Source organism: Streptomyces sp. AM25 (assembly GCF_058146165.1).
The window spans coordinates 156,507-175,777 of record NZ_JBKIWN010000008.1 but is presented as its reverse complement, the minus strand read 5'-3'; the positions used below and the strand labels follow the sequence as shown (position 1 = coordinate 175,777).

General features: G+C 73.2%; 19 protein-coding genes and 1 pseudogene. 6 read left to right on the top strand and 14 right to left on the bottom strand.

Annotation, left to right across the window (positions count from 1 at the left end; genetic code table 11):
- Nucleotides 1-2: 2 nt before the first annotated feature.
- A complete protein-coding gene (locus tag ACLHRZ_RS12420; protein WP_490418418.1) occupies nucleotides 3-581 on the top strand; it encodes a PPA1309 family protein in 579 nt (192 codons plus the stop codon).
- Between the two features lie 88 nt (nucleotides 582-669).
- Here the strand turns inward: ACLHRZ_RS12420 and ACLHRZ_RS12415 are convergent, their stop codons facing one another.
- The 4 genes from ACLHRZ_RS12415 to ACLHRZ_RS12400 all read right to left on the bottom strand — a co-directional run bounded on the left by ACLHRZ_RS12415 (nucleotide 670) and on the right by ACLHRZ_RS12400 (nucleotide 3,917).
- Nucleotides 670-1,761 (bottom strand): YlbL family protein, encoded by a 1,092-nt coding sequence (locus tag ACLHRZ_RS12415; RefSeq protein WP_490418417.1) that lies wholly within the window; start codon nucleotides 1,759-1,761, stop codon nucleotides 670-672.
- 88 nt (nucleotides 1,762-1,849) lie between these two features.
- A complete protein-coding gene (locus tag ACLHRZ_RS12410) occupies nucleotides 1,850-2,068 on the bottom strand; it encodes a hypothetical protein (protein WP_490418474.1) in 219 nt (72 codons plus the stop codon).
- 146 nt (nucleotides 2,069-2,214) lie between these two features.
- Nucleotides 2,215-2,676, bottom strand: a complete 462-nt coding sequence (locus ACLHRZ_RS12405; protein ID WP_490418416.1) for a molybdenum cofactor biosynthesis protein MoaE — start codon at nucleotides 2,674-2,676, stop codon at nucleotides 2,215-2,217.
- 113 nt (nucleotides 2,677-2,789) lie between these two features.
- Nucleotides 2,790-3,917: an SDR family oxidoreductase gene (locus ACLHRZ_RS12400; RefSeq protein ID WP_490418415.1), complete on the bottom strand. Its 1,128-nt coding sequence runs from the start codon at nucleotides 3,915-3,917 to the stop codon at nucleotides 2,790-2,792.
- Nucleotides 3,918-4,121: 204 nt separating this feature from the next.
- Here ACLHRZ_RS12400 and ACLHRZ_RS12395 point away from each other — a divergent pair, with 204 nt between their 5' ends.
- On the top strand, nucleotides 4,122-5,579 hold the full coding sequence (locus ACLHRZ_RS12395; protein ID WP_490418414.1) for a zinc-dependent metalloprotease: 1,458 nt from the start codon (nucleotides 4,122-4,124) through the stop codon (nucleotides 5,577-5,579).
- Nucleotides 5,576-6,097, top strand: a complete 522-nt coding sequence (locus tag ACLHRZ_RS12390) for an NUDIX hydrolase (protein WP_490418413.1) — start codon at nucleotides 5,576-5,578, stop codon at nucleotides 6,095-6,097. The genes ACLHRZ_RS12395 and ACLHRZ_RS12390 overlap by 4 nt, the downstream gene beginning before the upstream one ends.
- A gap of 73 nt (nucleotides 6,098-6,170) precedes the next feature.
- On the opposite strand, the pseudogene ACLHRZ_RS12385 reads toward ACLHRZ_RS12390, so the two are convergent.
- Together ACLHRZ_RS12385 and ACLHRZ_RS12380 are read right to left on the bottom strand one after the other, a co-directional pair.
- Nucleotides 6,171-6,968, bottom strand: a pseudogene (locus ACLHRZ_RS12385) (TerD family protein); the annotation flags it as partial.
- Nucleotides 6,969-6,990: 22 nt separating this feature from the next.
- Nucleotides 6,991-7,587: a M48 metallopeptidase family protein gene (locus ACLHRZ_RS12380; RefSeq protein ID WP_490418412.1), complete on the bottom strand. Its 597-nt coding sequence runs from the start codon at nucleotides 7,585-7,587 to the stop codon at nucleotides 6,991-6,993.
- A 196-nt stretch (nucleotides 7,588-7,783) separates the two neighbouring features.
- On the opposite strand from ACLHRZ_RS12380, the gene ACLHRZ_RS12375 reads away from it, so the two are divergent.
- Together ACLHRZ_RS12375 and ACLHRZ_RS12370 are read left to right on the top strand one after the other, a co-directional pair.
- Complete coding sequence (locus tag ACLHRZ_RS12375; RefSeq protein WP_490418411.1) at nucleotides 7,784-8,980, top strand: ThiF family adenylyltransferase; 1,197 nt, start codon at nucleotides 7,784-7,786, stop codon at nucleotides 8,978-8,980.
- A gap of 42 nt (nucleotides 8,981-9,022) precedes the next feature.
- Nucleotides 9,023-10,387 carry an ABC1 kinase family protein gene (locus ACLHRZ_RS12370; RefSeq protein WP_490418410.1) on the top strand — a complete coding sequence of 455 codons (1,365 nt, stop codon included), beginning with the start codon at nucleotides 9,023-9,025 and terminating at the stop codon, nucleotides 10,385-10,387.
- A gap of 228 nt (nucleotides 10,388-10,615) precedes the next feature.
- On the opposite strand, the gene ACLHRZ_RS12365 is transcribed toward ACLHRZ_RS12370, so the two are convergent.
- The 5 genes from ACLHRZ_RS12365 to ACLHRZ_RS12345 form a co-directional block, all read right to left on the bottom strand.
- A complete protein-coding gene (locus tag ACLHRZ_RS12365) occupies nucleotides 10,616-10,831 on the bottom strand; it encodes a hypothetical protein (protein ID WP_490418409.1) in 216 nt (71 codons plus the stop codon).
- A 78-nt stretch (nucleotides 10,832-10,909) separates the two neighbouring features.
- On the bottom strand, nucleotides 10,910-11,236 hold the full coding sequence (locus tag ACLHRZ_RS12360; protein ID WP_490418408.1) for a putative WhiB-interacting protein: 327 nt from the start codon (nucleotides 11,234-11,236) through the stop codon (nucleotides 10,910-10,912).
- Entirely contained in the window at nucleotides 11,233-11,592 is a 360-nt protein-coding gene (locus ACLHRZ_RS12355) for a WhiB family transcriptional regulator (RefSeq protein WP_171085500.1), read from the bottom strand. Before ACLHRZ_RS12355 ends, ACLHRZ_RS12360 begins: the two co-directional genes overlap by 4 nt.
- Before the next feature lie 133 nt (nucleotides 11,593-11,725).
- Complete coding sequence (locus ACLHRZ_RS12350; protein WP_490418407.1) at nucleotides 11,726-12,016, bottom strand: hypothetical protein; 291 nt, start codon at nucleotides 12,014-12,016, stop codon at nucleotides 11,726-11,728.
- 155 nt (nucleotides 12,017-12,171) lie between these two features.
- A complete protein-coding gene (locus ACLHRZ_RS12345; RefSeq protein ID WP_490418406.1) occupies nucleotides 12,172-14,355 on the bottom strand; it encodes an ATP-dependent DNA helicase UvrD2 in 2,184 nt (727 codons plus the stop codon).
- 166 nt (nucleotides 14,356-14,521) lie between these two features.
- Between ACLHRZ_RS12345 and ACLHRZ_RS12340 the strand changes: the two genes are divergently transcribed.
- Nucleotides 14,522-14,761, top strand: a complete 240-nt coding sequence (locus ACLHRZ_RS12340; RefSeq protein WP_490418405.1) for a mycoredoxin — start codon at nucleotides 14,522-14,524, stop codon at nucleotides 14,759-14,761.
- Nucleotides 14,762-14,810: 49 nt separating this feature from the next.
- Here ACLHRZ_RS12340 and ACLHRZ_RS12335 read toward each other — a convergent pair whose 3' ends face one another.
- From ACLHRZ_RS12335 to ACLHRZ_RS12325, 3 genes are read right to left on the bottom strand one after another with little or no spacing between them, the layout of a single operon-like run.
- Nucleotides 14,811-15,989 carry a metallopeptidase TldD-related protein gene (locus tag ACLHRZ_RS12335; RefSeq protein ID WP_490418404.1) on the bottom strand — a complete coding sequence of 393 codons (1,179 nt, stop codon included), beginning with the start codon at nucleotides 15,987-15,989 and terminating at the stop codon, nucleotides 14,811-14,813.
- On the bottom strand, nucleotides 15,986-17,281 hold the full coding sequence (locus ACLHRZ_RS12330; RefSeq protein WP_490418403.1) for an MFS transporter: 1,296 nt from the start codon (nucleotides 17,279-17,281) through the stop codon (nucleotides 15,986-15,988). The genes ACLHRZ_RS12335 and ACLHRZ_RS12330 overlap by 4 nt, the downstream gene beginning before the upstream one ends.
- A complete protein-coding gene (locus ACLHRZ_RS12325; protein ID WP_490418402.1) occupies nucleotides 17,278-19,269 on the bottom strand; it encodes a JmjC domain-containing protein in 1,992 nt (663 codons plus the stop codon). The genes ACLHRZ_RS12330 and ACLHRZ_RS12325 overlap by 4 nt, the downstream gene beginning before the upstream one ends.
- Between the last annotated feature and the right edge of the window lie 2 nt (nucleotides 19,270-19,271).

Genomic DNA, 19,271 nt, shown 5'->3' with positions numbered 1-19,271 from the left:
ACATGTCCAGCAACACCGGCTCCTCGAGCCTCCCCGACCCCAGCGCTCCCATGGCCGCGAGCCCGCTGACCCGTGCCGTCCTCGAGATCGACGAATACGCCGCCACGCTCGGCTGGGACCAGCCCGCCCGGCTCTTCGCCCTCGTCGACACCGCGAAGCTGCGCGCTCAGGAGCCTTCCCTGGCCGCCCAGCTCGGCCTCGACGAGTCCGCAGGCGACAGCGCCTCCTACACCCCCGTCGAGCAGGACGAGGTGCCCCCGGGCACCCCGCTCGACAAGTTCCTCGGCACGATCGCCTGGCCGGATGCGGTGGCCGGCTGTGCCCTGACCGTGGAGCGGCAGATGCTCCCGCCGTCCGCAGAGGGCTCCGTGCCGCACGGGATGAGCGAGAAGCAGCTCGCCGCCTGGGTGGCCAGGCACCCCGAGCGCCAGGAGGTCCGGATGACCGTGGCCGTGCTGCGCGACGGCGCCCGGGAGACCGCCCTGCGGCTGCGCGAGAAGGACTCCCCCAAGGAGGTCCTCACCGGCGCAGACCTGGTCCCGGGCCTGGCGGAGGCACTGGCGGCGACGTTCGCGGAGTAGCCCCGTAAGGGGCGCGGGGAACTGCGCGACCAGCCACGCACGGCCTGCAGCCGACGGACTGTGCTCGTCGGCTGCAGGCCGCCGCGGGCTAACCGGCGGAGCAGCGGGGCAGACCGGCCGAGTCCCCCTTCTTGATCTTGTCCAGGGACTTCAGGGCGTCACCTATGGTGTCGACCTTGACCAGCGTGAGCCCCGCAGGGGTGTCCTTGGCGGCGGCCGCGCAGTTGTCGCTGGGCGTCAGGAAGTACCGGGCGCCCTTGGAGCGCGCCCCGACCGTCTTCATCTCGATGCCGCCGATCGGCCCGACCTTGCCGTTGTCGTCGATCGTGCCCGTCCCCGCGACGAACTTCCCGCCGGTCAGGTCGTCGGGGGTGAGCTTGTCGACTATGCCGAGCGCGAACATCAGGCCGGCGCTCGGCCCGCCGACGTCCGCCAGCTTGATGTTGATCGTGAACGGGAAGGTGTGGTCCGTCCCGGCCTGGATGCCCACGATGGCGCGCTTCGCGTCGTCGGGCGCCTTGGCGGTGACGAGGGAGACGGTGTCCTCCACCTTCGGCTGGCGCTTCTCCTTCTCCGCCGCGGCCGCCTCCTTCGCGGGGACGACCAGGAACGTCACCTTCTGACCGGGCTGGTGCTTGGTGACGAGCGCGGCGACGTCGCCCGGCTGCTTGACCTCCTGGCCGTCGACCGCCTTGATCACGTCTCCGGCGTGCAACTGCCCTTCCGCGGGGCTGCCCTTGACCACGGACGAGACGATCACCCGGGTGCCGACCGGGATGCCCAGCTGCTTGAGCGCGGCCACCTTGGCGCTCTCCTGGGACTGGCTGAATTCCTCCGCCGTCTCCTGGTTGAGCTCGTCCGGGGACTTGTCGTCCGGGTAGAGCGTGCTGTGCGGGACGACCAGGTTGTCGTGGGTGAGCCAGCCGTAGAGGGCTTCGACCAGATTCATGCGGTACTGCGAGCCCGTCACCCGGACCGTGGTCATGTTGAGATTGCCGGTGGTCGGGTACGTCTTGTGCCCGGAGATCTGCAGCACCGGCTCGCCGCCGTGCTCGCCCAGCGTGTTCACCGTGGGCCCCGGGGACATCTCCGCGTACGGCACGGGCATCAGGACGCCGACACAGGCCAGCGCGATCAGCGTCAGGAGGGAGGCGAGCATCGTCGCAGTGCGGCGGGGCATGGAACGACAGTACGGGATGGGTCCGACAGTCCACTCCCGGGGCGGTCCGTCCGGGGGTGAGCAGCGCGTGACCCCGCTCCCCCGCCCCTCAGGCCGACGGTCCGGAGCCGGACTCCGACCGCTCCATCGCCTCACGGAATCGCGCATAACCCGCCAGTTCCGAGACGTCACCGGTCTTGCGGTTCCGGGCCGCCCAGCTTCCCCACAGGGCGGCGACGACAGCCGCGGCAACGGGAATCAGCAACCACGCGAGCGCCGCCATGCCGGCCTCCGACTCCTTACACAATCGCAACTCGATGACGAACACCGTCGAGCAAGGACGAGCTGAACCGATGAGCAGATTAGTCGTCTTCGGTCTCAACGCTTACGTCAGGGGGCCGGTTACGCAACCGGGAGCGGCCCGTATGTGAGCAGATCCGGACACCGCGCAGGACGCGTCCGGCCACCGCATCTCTACGACGCGCCGACCCACTCCTCGGTTCCGTCCGCGAACGTCTGATGCTTCCAGATCGGCACCTCGCGCTTGAGGTCGTCGATGAGCCGCCGGCAGGCCGCGAAGGCCTCCGCCCGGTGCGGGCAGGAGACCGCCACCACCACGGCCAGGTCGCCCACGGACAGGTCCCCCACGCGGTGCACGGCCGCCAGGGCCCGGACGGGGAAGTCCGCCGCGACCTTCTCGGCGACCCGGCGCAGCTCGTCCTCGGCCGTGGGGTGCGCGGAGTAGCCGAGCCCGGTGACGTCCGCGCCGCCGTCGTGGTCGCGCACGGTGCCCACGAACAGTGCGGTGCCGCCCGCGGCGTCGTCACCGACCGCCGCGAAGACCTCGTCCAGGGACAACGGGGTGTCCCGCACCGCCAGCAGGCGGACGGGACCGTCGGCGGCGAGCTCGCCGGGGTGATCGTGGGTCGGAGCCATGCTGTCCATCGTGCCGCACTCGGGCGGGCGGCCACCAATGGCCGTTCGACCGGGCGTACACCCGCTCGTCCGTACGATCCGCCGGGCCCGGCCGCCGGCCCGGCGTGCAGCGGCTACATCCGGCGGCGCGCCTTGCGGGCCCGCCGGACCAGGGCCGCGGTACCCAGCAGGGCGACCGTGGCGCCCGCGGCGCCCGCGGCCGTGGCGTCCTTGCGGCCCAGTCGGCGGCCGACCACCGTGTGTCTGCCGGCGGCCTCCTCCAGCAGCTCCGCCAGGACCTCCTCGTTGGTCCACCGCGGCCGCCAGCCCGCGTCGTGCAGCCGGTGCCCGCTGACCACCCACGGGTGCATCGTGTACTCGAGGTCACCGGCCGGGGACGGGGTCAGGCCCAGCCGGTGCAACCGGGAGGCGGCGCCCAGGGCGACGGCCGAGGGCAGCTCCATGCGCCGGATGCCGGTGAGCTCCTCGACCTCCTCCTGCTCCAGCCAGCCGTCGCAGCCGACCGCCAGCTCCCCCTCGGCCTTCTCCAGCGCCGCGAACTCCAGCGCGCTCACCAGGTCCTCCACGTGGCAGAACTGCCAGGTCGGCCGGGATCCGGCGACCACCAGGAGGCGGGGCGACTCGAAGTAGCGGGTCAGAGCGGTGTCGGTGCCGCCGCCGACCAGGACGGCCGGCCGCAGCACGGTGACGTTCAGACCCGGGTGCGCCCGGGGGGCCCGTTTCGCGAGCCGCTCTATCTCCAGCAGGTCGCCCACCCCGGTGGCCTCGGCGGTGGCCCGCAGCTCCGCGTCCTCGGCGAGCGGAACGTCGTTGTCCGGGTGCGCCCCGTAGACCATCGCCGACGTGCACAGCACCACACGGTGCACACCTGCGGCGGCGGCCGCGGTGAGCACCGTCTGGGTGCCGCGCACGTTGTAGGCGGTCCGGGCTGCGGCGTCGGACTCCAGGTCCAGGTCGAGCGCGAGGTGGACCACGACGTCGGCGCCGCGCAGCTTCTCGGCGATCACCGGGTCACGGACGTCGAGCACGTGCCACTGCGCCTCGGTGACGTCACCGCGCCGCTCGTCGATGGCCACCACGTGCTTGACGTGCTCGGACGCGGCCAGCCGCCGTGTCAGCAGCGCGCCGACACCGCTCGCGGCACCGGTGACCGCGACCACGGGACGGCGGCCGTGCGGGGTCGTACTGTCGCTCGCGGAACCGTTTCGCGCTGCGCGAACTTCTCGGTCGGGGGAACTCACCGGGCGTCTCCAGCGGTTGTCTTCGGTACGTAAGCGCCATCACGAGTGTCATGACGCGTACGGACCAGGTGACGTCCATCCTGCCGCAGGCCCCGGGTCGGCGGAGCACCAAGCCCCGATACCGGCAGGGTGTCTACGCTGGGTGGTGTTGAAGGGCATTCGCCGCCGGTACGGAGCCGGTGGCCCTACGAGCCGAGGAAACCCGTGAGTGACACCCCATTCGGATTCGGTCTTCCGCCGGAGGAGCCGGAGGACGGCGACAACGGCAAGAAGAAGGGCGGTGACCAGGGTGGCGGACAGGGACCCGCGAATCCCTTCGGCTTCGGCGGGCCTGCGGGCGGCGGGGACAACCCGTTCGCCGCGATGTTCGGTTCGATGAACCCGAACGACCTGGGCGCCGCCTTCCAGCAGCTCGGCCAGATGCTCTCCTACGAGGGCGGCCCGGTGAACTGGGACATGGCCAAGGACATCGCGCGCCGCACCGTCGCCCAGGGCACCGCCGACGGCAGCAAGGACGCCAGCGTCTCGGACGGCGAGCGGGCCGGGATCGAGGAGGCCGTGCGGCTGGCCGACCTGTGGCTCGACGGCGTGACGTCGCTGCCCTCGGGTTCCGGGACCGCCGTGGCGTGGAGCCGCGCCGAGTGGGTCGAGGCGACCCTCCCGGTGTGGAAGGACCTGGTCGACCCGGTCGCCGAGCGGGTCGGCGCGGCCATGGGCGACGTGCTGCCCGAGGAGATGCAGGCCATGGCGGGCCCGCTGCTCGGCATGATGCGCAGCATGGGCGGCGCCATGTTCGGCACCCAGATCGGCCAGGCCGTGGGCGTCCTGGCGGGCGAGGTGGTCGGCTCCACCGACATCGGCCTGCCGCTCGGCCCGGCCGGCAAGGCCGCGCTGCTGCCGGTGAACATCGCCGCGCTCGGCTCCGGGCTCGGCGTCCCGCAGGACCAGGTGCGCCTGTACCTGGCGCTGCGCGAGGCCGCCCACCAGCGGCTCTTCGCCCACGTGCCGTGGCTGCGCTCGCACCTGTTCGGCGCCGTCGAGGGCTACGCCCGGGGCATCAAGGTCGACACCGCGAAGCTCGAGGACGTGGTCGGTCAGCTCGACCCCACGCACCCCGAGCAGCTCCAGGAGGCGCTGCAGCAGGGCATGTTCCAGCCGGAGGACACCCCGGAGCAGAAGGCGGCCCTGGCCCGGCTGGAGACCGCTCTGGCGCTCGTCGAGGGCTGGGTCGACGCCGTCGTCCACGCCGCGGCCGCGCCGCACCTGCCGTCCGCCGACGCGCTGCGCGAGACGCTGCGCAGGCGCCGCGCCACCGGCGGCCCCGCCGAGCAGACCTTCGCCACGCTGATCGGCCTGGAGCTGCGCCCCCGCAGGCTGCGGGACGCCTCCCGGCTGTGGGCCTCTCTGACGGACGCCCGCGGCGCGGACGGCCGCGACGCCCTGTGGGAGCACCCGGACATGCTGCCGACGGCGGCCGACCTGGACGACCCGGACGGCTTCGTCCACCGCGAGCACCTGGACTTCTCCGAGCTCGACAAGATGCTCGGCGAGGCGGCGAGCGGCGGCCCGGCCGGCGGCAAGGGCGACGCCGCCGACGGCTCCGGCAAGGAGCAGGAGAACGGCGAGGACGGCAAGGGCGACCAGGGCGGCAGCGACAAGTGAGCCTGCACGAGAACGCGGTCCGCGTGCTGAAGGAGTACGCGGACCAACCGGAGTTGCGCGGGCTCTACCTGGACCACCTGGCGTCCCGTGCGGACGGCATGTGGAAGCCCTGCCAAGCGGGGCACGTCACCGCCAGCGCGCTGGTGATCGACCCGGAGCACCGCCGGGTGCTGCTCACCCTGCACCGCAAGCTGCAGATGTGGCTGCAGATGGGCGGCCACTGCGAGCCGGGTGACACCACGCTGGAGGCGGCCGCCCTGCGGGAGGCCACCGAGGAGTCCGGCATCACGGGCCTGACGCTGCTGCCGGGCGGCCCGGTGCGCCTGGACCGGCACCCCATCCCGGCGCCGTGCAACTGGCATCTGGACGTGCAGTACGCGGCACTGGCGCCGCGGGGCGCGGCGGCCACGATCAGCGACGAGTCACTGGACCTGCGCTGGTTCGCCTACGACGAGGTGGCCGGGGTCGCGGACGACTCCGTGGTCCGGCTGCTGGAGCGGACGCTCGCGCGCCTGTGACGGAACGGCCGGTGAGCAGCCGATGTGTAAGGGGCGTCCACCAAGGGTGGGCGCCCCTTACACATGGTCAACGGCCGTACGGGGCGCGCCGGCCCGGCACTCCGGGCGGCGGGGGCGGACCGGGAGGCGGCACGACGCCCCCGTACGACCCGCCGCCGTGGGACCCGCCCCCGTACGGGCCGGACGGCGCGGGGCCGGTGGTCTCGCCGGAGAAGTAGCCGGGCGGGGCGATGGGCGCGGCGAGGGTGGGCGCGTAGTGCAGCCCGGAGCCCTGGTCCGGCACCGGCTCCGGAACCGGCTGCACCGGGGGCGCCGCCTCCGGGACCGGCTGCGGCTCCTGCTCTTCGATGACCTCGCCGCCGAAGTTCGTCAGCAGCGCCTCCAGTCCGCCGTCGAACCCCTGGCCGACCGCGGCGAACCGCCACCCGTCCTTGCGGTAGACGTCGGCGAGCATCACGGCCCGCTCGGTGCTGAACTCCGCGCCGGTGAAGGAGTACCGGGCGATCTCCACCCCTCCCGCGACGAGACGGATGCAGCCGGGCCCGGTCTGCGACATCAGTCCCTCGCCGTCGACCGTCGCGGTGAAGGCGAGCTTGTGGATGTGCGCCGGAATGCGGTCGAGGGAGACGTGGAACGACTCCGTGTCACCGGCCTGCGGCCCGAGTTGGCGGATGGCCCCCTCGGGCGAGGCGGGCTGGTTGTAGAAGACGAAGTACCGGTCGTCGGAGAGCCGTTCGCCGGCGTCCAGACCGAAGCAGCTGATGTCGAAGGCCGCTCCGGCACCGCCCGCCTGCACCCCCACGTACAGTTCGGTCCCCGCCGTCAGGTCACTGATCCTGGCCCTGTGGCCGCGCTGGAATTCCCGGGACATGTGCGCCAGGCTACCCGCAGCCTCACTCGCTGCGGGCGGCCGGGAGATGCGGCAATCGCTCGGCGGCGACCACGCCTTCGAGGTATCCGCGGGCCCGCTCGGTGCGCGGGTACGACTCCAGCAGCTGCCAGAAGGCCGGCCCGTGCCCGGGAACGAGCAGATGCGCCAGCTCGTGCAGGAGCACGTAGTCCACCACGTACTCGGGCATCCCCTGGAGCCGGTGCGAGAGCCGGATGCTGCCCTCGGCAGGCGTGCAGGACCCCCAGCGGGTGTTCTGGTTGGTGACCCAGCGGACCGAGTCGGGGCGCGCCAGGCCCTCCAGGTACTGCCCGGACAGCCGCCCGGCCCGCTCGGCGAGCTCGGCGTCGCCGAGCATCCTCCTGCTCTCCTGCGCCGCGAGCTTGTCGAGCATCACGGTGACCCAGCGCTGCTCCTCCGCATCCGACATCCGCGCCGGGATCAGCACCACCGTCCGGTCGCCCTCGCGGTACGCGGAGACCGTTCTGCGGCGACGCGCGCTCCGCCGGACCTCGACCGCGTGGCTCTCGGGCCCTCTGGAGTACGGGCTCGGGGCGCTGCGCGGTGGTCTTGCGGCACTGTGCAGGGGGTCGGCGGGCACGCCCCGACGTTACCCGTTGGCGGCGCGCGAAGTCCTGCCCGCGGCCCGGTTGTCGGCGAAACACACCCGCAGCGCACGGCTTGTATGACAATCATCCCTGACCTGTGGACAACTCCGCGCGGCTCCGTGCCCGGACGGGCATGCTGATCCCGTCGCCGACCGGATCGGCCCGGCCCGGCGAGACCGAGGGGGAACCATGTCCGCACACCCGACGCCCATCGTCCGGGCCCGTCCCGGCTCCGCACACCCGATGATCAAGCCCGCCCTGCGGCGGGCCTGGCGCGACCGCGCCCACGTGCAGTTCGGCGTCGGCCCGGCCCACGCCGTCCTGGTCGGCCCGGTCGACACCGCGACCGGTTCCTTCCTCGGCCTGCTCGACGGGACCCGCGGCCTGCCCCTGCTCCGCGAGGAGGCCCGGGGCATGGGGCTGCCGGAGGGCAAGGCCGACGGGCTGGTGGAGCGGCTCGGCTCGGCCGGCCTGCTCGACGACCCGCGCAGCGGCGGGGAGGGCGCGGCCGCCCTGCGCGAGCGGAGCGACGGCGACGCCCTGCAACGGCTCCGGCCCGACCTGGCCTCGCTCTCCGTCCTCCATCCCGAACCCGGCACGGCGATGCGGCTGATGGCCGCGCGGCAGACCATGCGGGTGCAGGTGCGCGGGGCCGGGCGGGTCGGCGCAGCCGTCGCGGCCCTGCTGTCGGCCTCGGGGGTCGGGCGGGTGGACGTGATGGACGGCGGCTGCGTCGGCCCCTGGGACGTGGCGCCCGGCGGGGTGGATCCCGAGCAGACCGGCGAGCGCAGGGATGCCGCCGCCCGCCGGGCGGTCCGCCGGGCCGCGCCGCTGCCCCGCCCGCGGTCCCGCCCCGGGGGCAACGGGGATCCGGCCGCCGAGCCGCCCCTGGCGCTGGTGGTGTTCGCCCCGCGCGACGGGCTCGCGGCCTACGCCCCGGATCCGGCGACCGCCGAGGAGTTCCTCTCGTCCGGTACTCCCCATATGTACGCCGGAGTTCTGGAGGCCACGGGAGTGGTGGGCCCGCTGGTGCTGCCGGGCGCGACGGCCTGCGCCGCCTGTATCGAGCTCGGGCGGGCCGAGCGGGACCCGGCGTGGCCGCGGATGCTCGCCCAGTGGAGGTCGGGCCGGGGTCCGGGGGTACCGTCTTGCGACATGGCACTGGCCACGGTCGTGGCGGGGCTGACCGTGGTGCGGGCTCTGGCCTTTCTCGACGGCGGGTCCGCCGCGGGCGCGGGGGTTCGGCTGGATCTGGCACTGCCGGGTCCCGCCTGGTCCCCGCGGCCCGTGGAGCCGCATCCGCGGTGTCCGTGCGGCGCAGCGAACTTCCCCTGCCCGGGGGATGCTCCGGCCGCGGGGATGCCGCACGGGACAATGGCCCGGTAACCGCCGTCCGCGGCCCGGCTGTTCAGCGAGTTGGAGGGGCGCATGTCTGATCTACCCCGCAAGGCGGTCACCCGGACCGCCAAGTTGGCCGCGCTCCCCTTGGGGTTCGCAGGGCGCACTGCGCTCGGGCTCGGCAAACGCATCGGCGGGCGGCCCGCGGAGATGATCGCCGCGGAGCTCCAGCAGCGCACGGCCGAGCAGCTCTTCGCCACGCTGGGGCAGCTCAAGGGCGGGGCCATGAAGCTCGGTCAGGCGCTGTCCGTCTTCGAGTCGGCGCTTCCGGAGCAGATCGCCGGCCCCTACCGGGCCGCGTTGACCAAGCTCCAGGAGGCCGCGCCGCCCCTGCCCACGGCATCGGTGCATGCAGCCCTGGCGGAGCGGCTCGGGAAGGACTGGCGGGATCTCTTCGAGGAGTTCGAGGACCGGCCCGCGGCAGCGGCCTCGATCGGGCAGGTGCACCGCGCGGTCTGGCACGACGGCCGCGAGGTCGCGGTCAAGGTGCAGTATCCCGGTGCGGGTGATGCCCTCCTGTCGGACTTGACGCAACTGGGCCGATTCGCCCGGCTGCTGGGGCCGCTGATCCCCGGCATGGACATCAAGCCTTTGATCACCGAGCTGCGCGACCGGGTCGCGGAGGAACTGGACTACGGGTTGGAGGCGCGGGCCCAGAAAGCGCACGCCCGGGAGTTCTCCGGCGACGGCGATGTGGTGGTGCCCGATGTGGTCCATCACGCCGACCAAGTGCTGGTGACGGAATGGCTGGAAGGGGTGCCGCTGTCCGAGGTGATAGCGGACGGCACCCAGGAGCAGCGGGACCGTGCAGGGCAGTTGCTGGCCCGGTTCCTCTTCTCCGGCGCGGCCCGCACGGGCCTGTTGCACGCCGATCCGCATCCGGGGAACTTCCGGCTGCTGACGGGGGACGCCCCGGACGGCCCGCCGGAGAAGTGGCGGCTGGGCGTGCTGGACTTCGGCACCGTCGACCGGCTCCCGCAGGGGCTCCCGGTCGAGATCGGCACCGCCCTGCGGCTGGCTCTGGACGGCGATGCGGACGCGGTCCACGAACTGCTGCGGGACGAGGGCTTCGTCAAACCGGAGATCGAGCTGGATCCGGGTGCGGTCCTCGACTACCTGGTCCCGATCATCGAGCCCGCGCAGGCGGATGCGTTCACCTTCACCCGCGACTGGCTGCGCTCCCAGGCGACCCGCATCGCCGACCCGCGCTCCCCCGCGTACCAGCTGGCCCGGCAGCTCAACCTGCCGCCGTCCTACCTGCTGATACACCGGGTGACGATGAGCACCATCGGGGTCCTGTGCCAACTGGGCGCCACGGTACGCCTGCGCGACGAAATGGAGGCGTGGGTCCCCGGCTTCGCCGAGGACGCCCACAGCGAGGAGACACCGGCCTGACGGTCAGGGTGCCTCCACGGGGCTGCTCGGGTTCGACCCCAAGGCCGGGCGCGTGGTGCTGCCGGCAGACCCCTTCGGAGTCCGGCCGGCAGGCTCGGGGTCGTAGAAGGTGCCGTCGCGGAGCATGGCGAAGGCGAAGATGACGCTGATGCGGCGGCGTGCGGGGCGGGGTCGCGCAGGGCCGCGAAGAACATGACGGGGGAGGCTCCCGGAGGAGTCCCCCCTCCCTCACCACCAGGACGAGTCCAAGCGCCCTTCGATCGATCTGATGTTGGCTCGGGCGCAGGCGTCGCAGAAGTAGCGGCGGGTGCCGTTCTCGACGGAGCAGGTCCAGGTCGGCGGCGTACCGTCGGCGGTGGTGCCACAGCGAGCGCACGTGAGGGGCGTGGCGGTCTCGGTGGCCTCAGGGTCCAACTGCACTGGTTTATGCGTCTTCTGGTCCACCTCCCAGACGATATCCCCGCGCACGGTCCGGGAGCGCACAACGGGGCCGGTCCCTGTGGACCGGCCCCGTGAGTCGTCTCAGTGCATCACGGCCATGGCCAGAGCTCGGCGGGCGCGGCGCGAGGCGCGCTCGGCACGGCGCTGCATCCGCCGGGCGGCGACCAGCCGGACAGCCCTGCGTTCGGACTCGGCCTCTTGCAGGCGGTTCTGCATATGAGCTCGGGCCAGGGCTTCTGGGATGAGTTGCATTTCGCGGGTCCTGTTCTGGCGCGACTTCAGCGCACCGGAGGTGTCACGGGCGGGGGCTTCTGAGCCGAATGGCTCGGGGGACGGGTGCTGCATCGTCGGATCCTGCTTCTTGGGGTCGTGCGTCACGGGGCGGTCGATGGTGCCGGCGGCGTTCATGCGGCGACCGGGTTCTTGCGCGGGCGGCCACGGGGCCGCTTGCGGGCGACGACCACACCCTGGACGAACAGCTCGCCGCCCCAGACGCCCCAGGGCTCCCGGCGGTCCATGGCGCCGGCCAGGCAGGCCTCGCGGAGCGGGCAGGTCTGGCAGAGCGACTTGGCGTACTCCACATCGGCCGGGGACTCGGCGAAGAAGACCTCGGGGTCATAGCTGCGGCAGGGAACCGAGCCGCCGAGGTTCTCGATCGCGTCGTCGAGCTCGGTCAGGGTGGTGAGGGGGGTCAAGGTGTCCTCCGTGGGCACAGGCGGGGGGATCAGGTCGGTGGCTGACGGGGTGTGCGTGGTGATCTGCACGGTGTCGTGTGTCCTCGTCTGTTGTTCCGGCTGGTGGCCGGGCTGGTTCCCCAGGCTTGGGGGGCAAACAAAAGGGCCGCGGATCCCGGTGTGGGTTCCGCGGCCCTGGAAGGTGCCGACCTGATCGCGCCGATCAGGCTGGATCTCTCCAGGGTTCGAGCCCACGGAAGGCCCACATCGAGTCGTTCTGGTGCTGCAGGTGCAGGGATCCGGCGCCATTGGCCGCCGCCGCGAGGGCATAGGGCTTCGCCTCTGCCACCGCTGCTGCCGCTACCGCAGACGCCTGGGTCGGTCGCTCTTCGAGGAAGACCGGGACGCCAGCGGACACACCGGTGCCCCGGAAGGAATCGGCGGTGAAGCCGAGCATGCTGGCGGAGCCGATTCGGCGATCGGTCATTTTGTTGCCTGCAATAAAGCTGATCATCTTCTCCGCCTCCTCTCGGCGTCTCGGGGGACCGGGGTGATCCGGTCCGGCTCTTCGGTTTCGGTTCTGCAAGTACAGCACGGACACAGCAGCTCTCGGAAGAACCGCTGTTTCCCTGCTCGGAAGGCTATGGGTATGCCCTCCGCGCGCGCAAACTATTTTTCCGGGGAGTTCTGCGACGTCGGTTCCGCCCCCGCGCACAGGGCCAGGACCTCGGCGCCGAACCTGTCCAGCTTGCGCCCTCCGACACCTGAGATGCACGCCAGCTCGGCTTCGGTTCCCGGGACGGCCTCGGCGATCGCGAGCAGGGTCTTGTCCGTGAAGATGCAGAAGGCGGGCTGGCCCAGCTGCCGGGCCTGCTCGGCCCGCCAGTCGCGCAGCCGCTCGTAGAGCGCCTCGTCCAGCTCCGAGGGGCAGTCCTCGCAGCGCATCAGCTTGATCTCGCCCGCGTCCGTCAGCGTGCGCCCGCAGACCCTGCAGCGCGCGGGCCCGCGGCGTCTGCGCCGGTCGCCGCGCTCGATGCCGCCCTGGGCCACGGCGGCGGCCGCCGAGCCCGGGCGGGGCGCGGCGGAGCCCGGCCGCAGCCCGTTGAGGAAGCGGCTGGGACGGCGCGAGGGGCGGCCGCCGGGGGTCCGGGAGAGCGCCCACGACAGGGTGAGGTGCAGCCGGGCCCGGGTGACGCCGACGTAGAGCAGGCGGCGCTCCTCCTCGATCTGCTCGTCGGTCTTGGCGTAGGTGATGGGCAGCATGCCCTCGGTGAGGCCGACCAGGAAGACGGCGTCCCACTCGAGGCCCTTGGCAGCGTGGAGTGAGGCGAGCGTCACACCTTCGACGGTGGGCGCGTGCTGGGCGCTCGCCCGCTCGTCGAGTTCGGCGACGAGATCGGCGAGGGTGGCCTGCGGCCGGGCCCGGGCGAAGTCCTCGGCGAGCCGCACCAGGGCGGCCAGGGACTCCCAGCGGTCGCGCACGGCGCCGGATCCGGCGGGCGGCTCGGGCGTCCAGCCACGGGTGCCCAGCACGGCGCGCACCTGGGAGGGGAGGTCGTCGGCGTCGGCGAGCTGGGGGTCGGCGTGGCTGCCGGCGCGGGCGGCGCCGCGCAGCAGCAGCCCGGCCTCGCGGACCTCGGGGCGCTCGAAGAACCGCTCGGCGCCGCGCAGCTGGTAGGGGATCCCGGCGTCGGCGAGGGCCTGCTCGTAGACCTCGGACTGGGCGTTGATCCGGTAGAGGACGGCGATCTCGCTCGCGGGCACGCCGGAGTCGAGGAGTTCGCGGATGCGGCGGGCGGTGCCCTCGGCCTCGGCGGGCTCGTCGGCGAACTCGGCGTAGCGCGGCTCGGGACCGGGCGGGCGTTGGGAGACCAGCTCCAGCCGGTGCTCGGCGGCCCTGCCGCGGGCCTGGGAGAGCAGACCGTTGGCCAGGTGGACCACCTGCGGGGTGGAGCGGTAGTCGCGGACGAGCCTGACGACCGTCGCCTGCGGGTGGCGGGTGCGGAAGTTGAGCAGGTGGTCGGGGGTGGCGCCGGTGAAGGAGTAGATGGTCTGGCTGGCGTCGCCGACGACGCAGAGGTTGTCGCGGTCGCCCAGCCACAGCTCCAGCAGCCTCTGTTGGAGGGGGCTGACGTCCTGGTACTCGTCGACGACGAAGTGCTGGTACTGGCGGCGGACGGTTTCGGCGATGTCGTGGCGGTCCTGGAGGACGCCGACGGCGAGGAGCAGGACGTCCTCGAAGTCGATCACTCCGCGGTCGCGCTTGAGCTGCTCGTACATCCCGTAGACGCGGGCGGTCTCGGCCGGGTCGCGCGGGACCTCGCGGCCGGCTTTGGCGGCGGCGGCCGGATAGTCCTCGGGGACGGTCTGGGTGACCTTCGCCCATTCGATCTCGGCCGTCACGTCGCGCAGCTCGTTGCGGTCGAGGCGGATGCGGCAGCGGGCGGCGGCCTCGGCGACGACCTGGATCTTGCGCTCGACGAGCCGCGGCAGCTCGCCGCCGACGGCCTTCGGCCAGAAGTACTGCAGCTGGCGCAGGGCCGCCGAGTGGAAGGTGCGGGCCTGGACGCCGCCGGCGCCGAGCTGGCGCAGCCGACCGCGCATCTCCCCCGCGGCGCGGTTGGTGAAGGTGACGGCGAGCACACTGGCGGGCTGGAGGACTCCGGAGCGGACGCCGTAGGCGATCCGGTGGGTGATCGCCCGGGTCTTGCCCGTGCCGGCTCCGGCCAGGACGCACACCGGCCCGCTCAGGGCCGTGGCCACCTCGCGCTGCTCGGGGTCGAGCCCGTCGAGCACCGCGTCGGCGGAGGCCGGCACCTGCGGGAAGAGGGAGGAGTGCGTTGCTGCTGTCACCCCGCCATGCTGCCAGGTCCCCGGAGGCGACCGGGAATGTTGTCCACAGGCGGGGCCGTGCGGTCGTATTAATGCGGGAGTCGACGGAAGTGGCCCTGGCGGGAATGCCCCGGGGCGGACGCACGTTCTACCCCGCGGAGCATCACCCACCCCCTAAGGAGCCCCGATGTCCGCCGTGACGATGTACAGCACCACCTGGTGCGGCTACTGCCGCCGCCTGAAGGGCCAGATGGACCGCGAGGGAATCGCGTACACCGAGGTGAACATCGAGCTCGACCCGGAGGCGGCAGCCTTCGTGGAGAAGGCCAACGGGGGCAACCAGACCGTCCCGACCGTGCTCTTCCCGAACGGTACGACGCTCACCAACCCGTCCCTGGCGCAGGTCAAGCAGACCCTGGGCGTCTGATCCGAGCGGTTCGGGTCCGATCCGGGCCGAGCGGTTCGGGTCCGAGTGGTCAGCCGGGTGCCGGGCCGTCCCGCCGCGGGCGGGGGCCCGGCACGGGTACGGCGGTCAGGCCTTCGCAGGCGAGGGAGGGGCTTGCGACGCCGACCGGCAGTTCCTGGCCGTTCTTGCCGCAGCCCGTGACGGGGTTGAAGAAGGCCACGTCGTCGCCGATCTGCCGCAGGGCGCGCAGGGCGGCCGTCTTGTCCCCCTTGATGTCCAGCCGGCGGACGAGGGTCCCGGTGAGTTCCCCGTCCTCGATCCACTCCGCGTAGGCCGGCCGGATCACGAACAGTTCCTCGACCGAGCCGCCGCCCCAGGCCCCGCGGCAGTACAGTCCGCGGCGGACGGACCGGATCATGCTGTCGGCCGGTGTTCCGCCGGCTGCCACGGAGAGGGCGGACATCCTCGGCTGTGCCGGTCCGGTGCCGAAGGAGCGGCGGCCGTTGCCGGTCCGGGGCAGTCGCTGCAGGGACGCCTGGGCGGCGTCCGTCATCACTCCCGTCACCACGCCACCGGTCACCAGACGGGTGAGGGCCGCCGGGTGTCCCTCGTCGTCGGTCCGGTAGGTGCTCTCCAGTTCGCCGGGGCGGGGGCCGTCCGTCACGCTGAGGGCCTCGGTGGAGATGCGCAGGCCGAGCCGCAGTCCCGAACCGGACGCGTAGTCGCGGTAGTTGTCGGCCTCCAGGCTGTGGCCGAGGGTTTCGTGGGCGAAGTGCACCGCAGTCTCGGGGGCCAGGACGACGTCCCCGGTGAACGGGCCGGACAGCGGGAGGGCGGTCGCCGCCGCCCGGATCTCGCCCGTCACGTGCGCGGCCGCGGACCGTAGGGCGGCCAGGGGGTCGGGGCCCGCCCACTGCCACACCACGGGCACGGTCCGGCCGTCGCGCGGCACGCGGATCTCGGTCACGGCCTCCAGCCGGGTCCGTTGCACCGGATCGCTGCCAGGTGGCGTGCGGCACTCCCACCGGCTCGTCATCCGGACGGCCACAGACGCGTCCGTCACGTCGGCCCGGACGGTCAACAGCAGGACGGCACTGCGCAGTTCGCGCGCCAGCTCGTTCAACCGTCCAGTGGCGAGGAGCGGGACGTCGTCGTAACGTCCGGCGGCTCTTTCAGTGACGCTGCTGCCGGTCACCGTGACCGTGCGGTGCGCCGTTTCGTCCGCTCGCCCGTCACCGTGTGCCGTCATGCCGCCTCCGGCTCGCTGCGTGCCGCCGGTGTGCGGTCCGGGCCGGTGGTGCGTCCGCCGAATTCCCGTACTCCCGCGACGAGGAGCGGGGCGACGGTGCTCAGCGTGAAGAGCACTGCTGCGCTCAGGGTGACGGACCAGAGGGGCACATGGGCGAGCGAAAGGCCGACGAGCGCGTAGCCGACGGGTGCGGCCGCGGTGGAGGCCAGCCAGTCCAACGACATGATGCGGCCGAGCAGTTCGTCGGGGATGTGCCGTTGCAGGGCGCTCATCCACAGCACCTGGAACGCGGCCAGGCCCGCCCCCGCGGGGATCGCAGCGACCGCGAGCAGCGGCAGTGACCGTGTCACGCCCAGCAGTCCCACGGCCAGCCCGAACGGCAGTTGGGCGAGCAGGGCCACCGTGCCGGGGTGTCCGATGATGCCCTTGCGGACGAGGATCCCGCCGGTCAGGGCCCCGGCCGAGAAGGCCGCCATCACCACGCCGTAGGCCACGGTGTCCGTGTCCGACTTGAGCATCCGTTCCGGCAGCAGGACGAACCAGGCCGGGACCGTGGTCATCATGTGGAACACGGACATCAGCAGCACCGCCCACACCCAGGGCCGGGACCGGGCGGCACGCACTCCCTCGGCGATCTCGCGGAGCAGGGAGCCCACGCGGAGCCCCGGCCGCTCCCCCGGCTTCCCGGGCGCGGTCTCCTTCACCCCGACGAGGAGGGCCGCGCTGACCGCGAAGGTGGCCGCGTCGAAGAGCAGGGCGCTGCGGGCCCCGGTCACCGCCACCGCGGCGCCCGCGAGGGTGGGGCCGAGGATGCCCACCGTCCGCTGGGTCGCGGTGGCCAGGGAGTTGGCGGCCTCGAGCTGCTGCTCGGGCACGAGCCGGGGCAGCAGGGACTCGTAGGCCGGGTCGAAGAAGGCCTCCCCCGCGCCGACCAGCAGCACCAGCAGCGCCAGGACCCAGGTCGGCGCGCCCACGGCGGCCAGGGCGGCCCCGGCCACGACCACGGTGCGCAGGACGTCGACCCCCGCCATGATCCTGGTGCGCCGGAAGCGGTCGGCCACCACGCCCCCGATGAGGACGCAGACGGCCATGCCGAGGGCGCGGGCGGCGAGCACGGTGCCGAAGCCGGTGACGCTGCCGTCGTCGACGAGTACCGAGGTGGCGATGGCGAAGGGGAAGACCTGGTCGCCGAGCGAGCTCGTCAGCTGGCTGATCCACACCCGGGCGAAGGCGGGTTCGCGCAGGACTCTGCGCCAGGATCCGGCGTCGGCGGGGGTTGCGGCGGGCTTCATCGGGGCGGCGTGCTCCCTGTCGGTGTGAGGTCCGTGTCCTGCTGGTGGGCGTCGGCGAGGGCGAAGTCCCCGGGGTTTCCCAGCCGGTCGGCCGCGCGGGCCGCGTCGGCCAGGACCGCGTCCGTCCACGGCGCGGGCGCGGGCAGGCTCCGGCAGAACTCGCCCTGGAGGCGGGCGGCGTGGAGTTGCCCGTACACCCAGGACGCGGGCCGCGAGCTGCCGTCCCAGGGGGAGGACAGCGGCGGGAGTCCTTCGGGCAGCGGGTACAGGTCGGTGACGATCCGCCACTGGGCCCGGGCCAGGACGGTGACCAGGCCTGCGGCCGCGGCCTCCGGGGCCGGTGCCGTCCCTGCTGCCGTCAGGGCGAGCCGTTCGGCCGGTGCGGGTCCGGCGAAGAGCAGCAGGTGGGCTTCGGCGGCGGCCAGGGCGGCGGGCCAGTGGTCGGCGAGCAGGGCGACGGCGTCCGCTGCCACATCTGCGTCCTGTTGCGGCAGGCGGCCGCAGTGCCAGGAGATGCCGAGCTGTTCGGCAGTCTGCCACCAGGCGTGGTGGGTCAGCAGGTGCAGTGCCGAGGGGCCGGCGGTGGCGAGCGGTGCCACGGTGGGCCGCCGCCATGTGCCGTCGGCCGTGCGCAGTTCGGGGGTGCCGTCCTGGGGGTCGAACCGCACGGCGGTGGTCTCGCCGAGGGCGGCGGGGACGGTCCAGCGTTCGCCGGGCAGGAGCACGGCGATGCCGTGGGGTTCCGAGGGGGCCGCGGTCAGCGGCCGGCCGACGGCGACCTCGGGATGGCGGGCGGCGATGCCGAGGACGGCGGAGGCGACCTGCGGGACGAAGGTGTCGGCGGGCTCCCAGTAGTCGGCGGCGGCCTCGCGTTCGGCGCGGCGGACCGCGCCCAGGAGGACGGGGTGGCGGCCCAGGGCGAGGAGTTCCGTCTCCTCGGCGGCCGACAGCAGGTCGGTGATCGTCTGCGCGGTGCGCAGCGTGTCGGGCTGTCCGCCCCAGTGGCTGCTGCGGTGCCGCAGCAGGCGCAGGACGCGGAGGAGGACGTGCCGGGCGTGTTCCCGGCGCGCGTCTGCCCACAGCGTGCCGGAGACGGGTGCGGCCAGCAGGGCGCGGGCGTCGGGCAGGTCCGGGGTGCGGCGGAGCAGGTCGCGCAGCGGGCCGCGGAGGGGGACGGCGAGCGGTTCCCCTCCGGAGTCGTCCCGTTCGGCGTCCGGCCGGGTGCGGGGGGCGTGCAGCCCGTGGTGCACGCCGGCGTGGTGGCGTGCACGCAGGGCCGCGCCGATGCGGTGCCGGAGTGCGGGGTCGTCGAGGGCCTGCCAGAGGGCGTCGAGGTCGGGTTCGCCGGGGTCCAGGGGCTGCCACCACGCGCGGTGCGCCGCCAACTCCTCTTCGAGCAGGGGCAGTACGGACTGCAGCGCATTGGCGGAGTTGAGGGCGATGCTGATGCTCAGGGAGGGGCCGTCGCTGACGCCCCAGTGGCTCCAAAACACCGGTAGGTAGAGCACGTCCCCGGGTTCGAGGACGAATTCGAGGGCGTCGTCGGGCATGTAGGCGGTGCCGACGGTGTGGTCGCCGGTCATGCGGCGGCGCAGGGAGTCCTCGGGCAGGCCGGAGGGCGGGGCGAGCTGCCAGCGTTTGGTGCCCTCCTGTTGCAGCACCAGGTTGTCGCTGTCGTCGAAGTGGCAGCCGATGCCCGAGGGGGCGAGTGTGCGCACTGCGTCGCACCACACGTTCGGCCAGTCCAGGGCGTGCCGGACGGTGTCGCTGACCGCGGCCAGGCGGGGCGAGGCGAGGTCCGTCACGCGCACGAACCGGGCCTCGCCGGGGCGTTCGACGACCTGTACGGGGTGCTCGCGCGCCATGCGGGCCCGGATCTCCTCGAACTCGGCGACGGTCAGGGGCGGTTCGAGGAGTGTACGGGCGGCGCCGCGCAGGACGAAGGGGGTGCGGCGGAAGTGTGCGGCGAAGAACGTCTCCCGGCTCATGC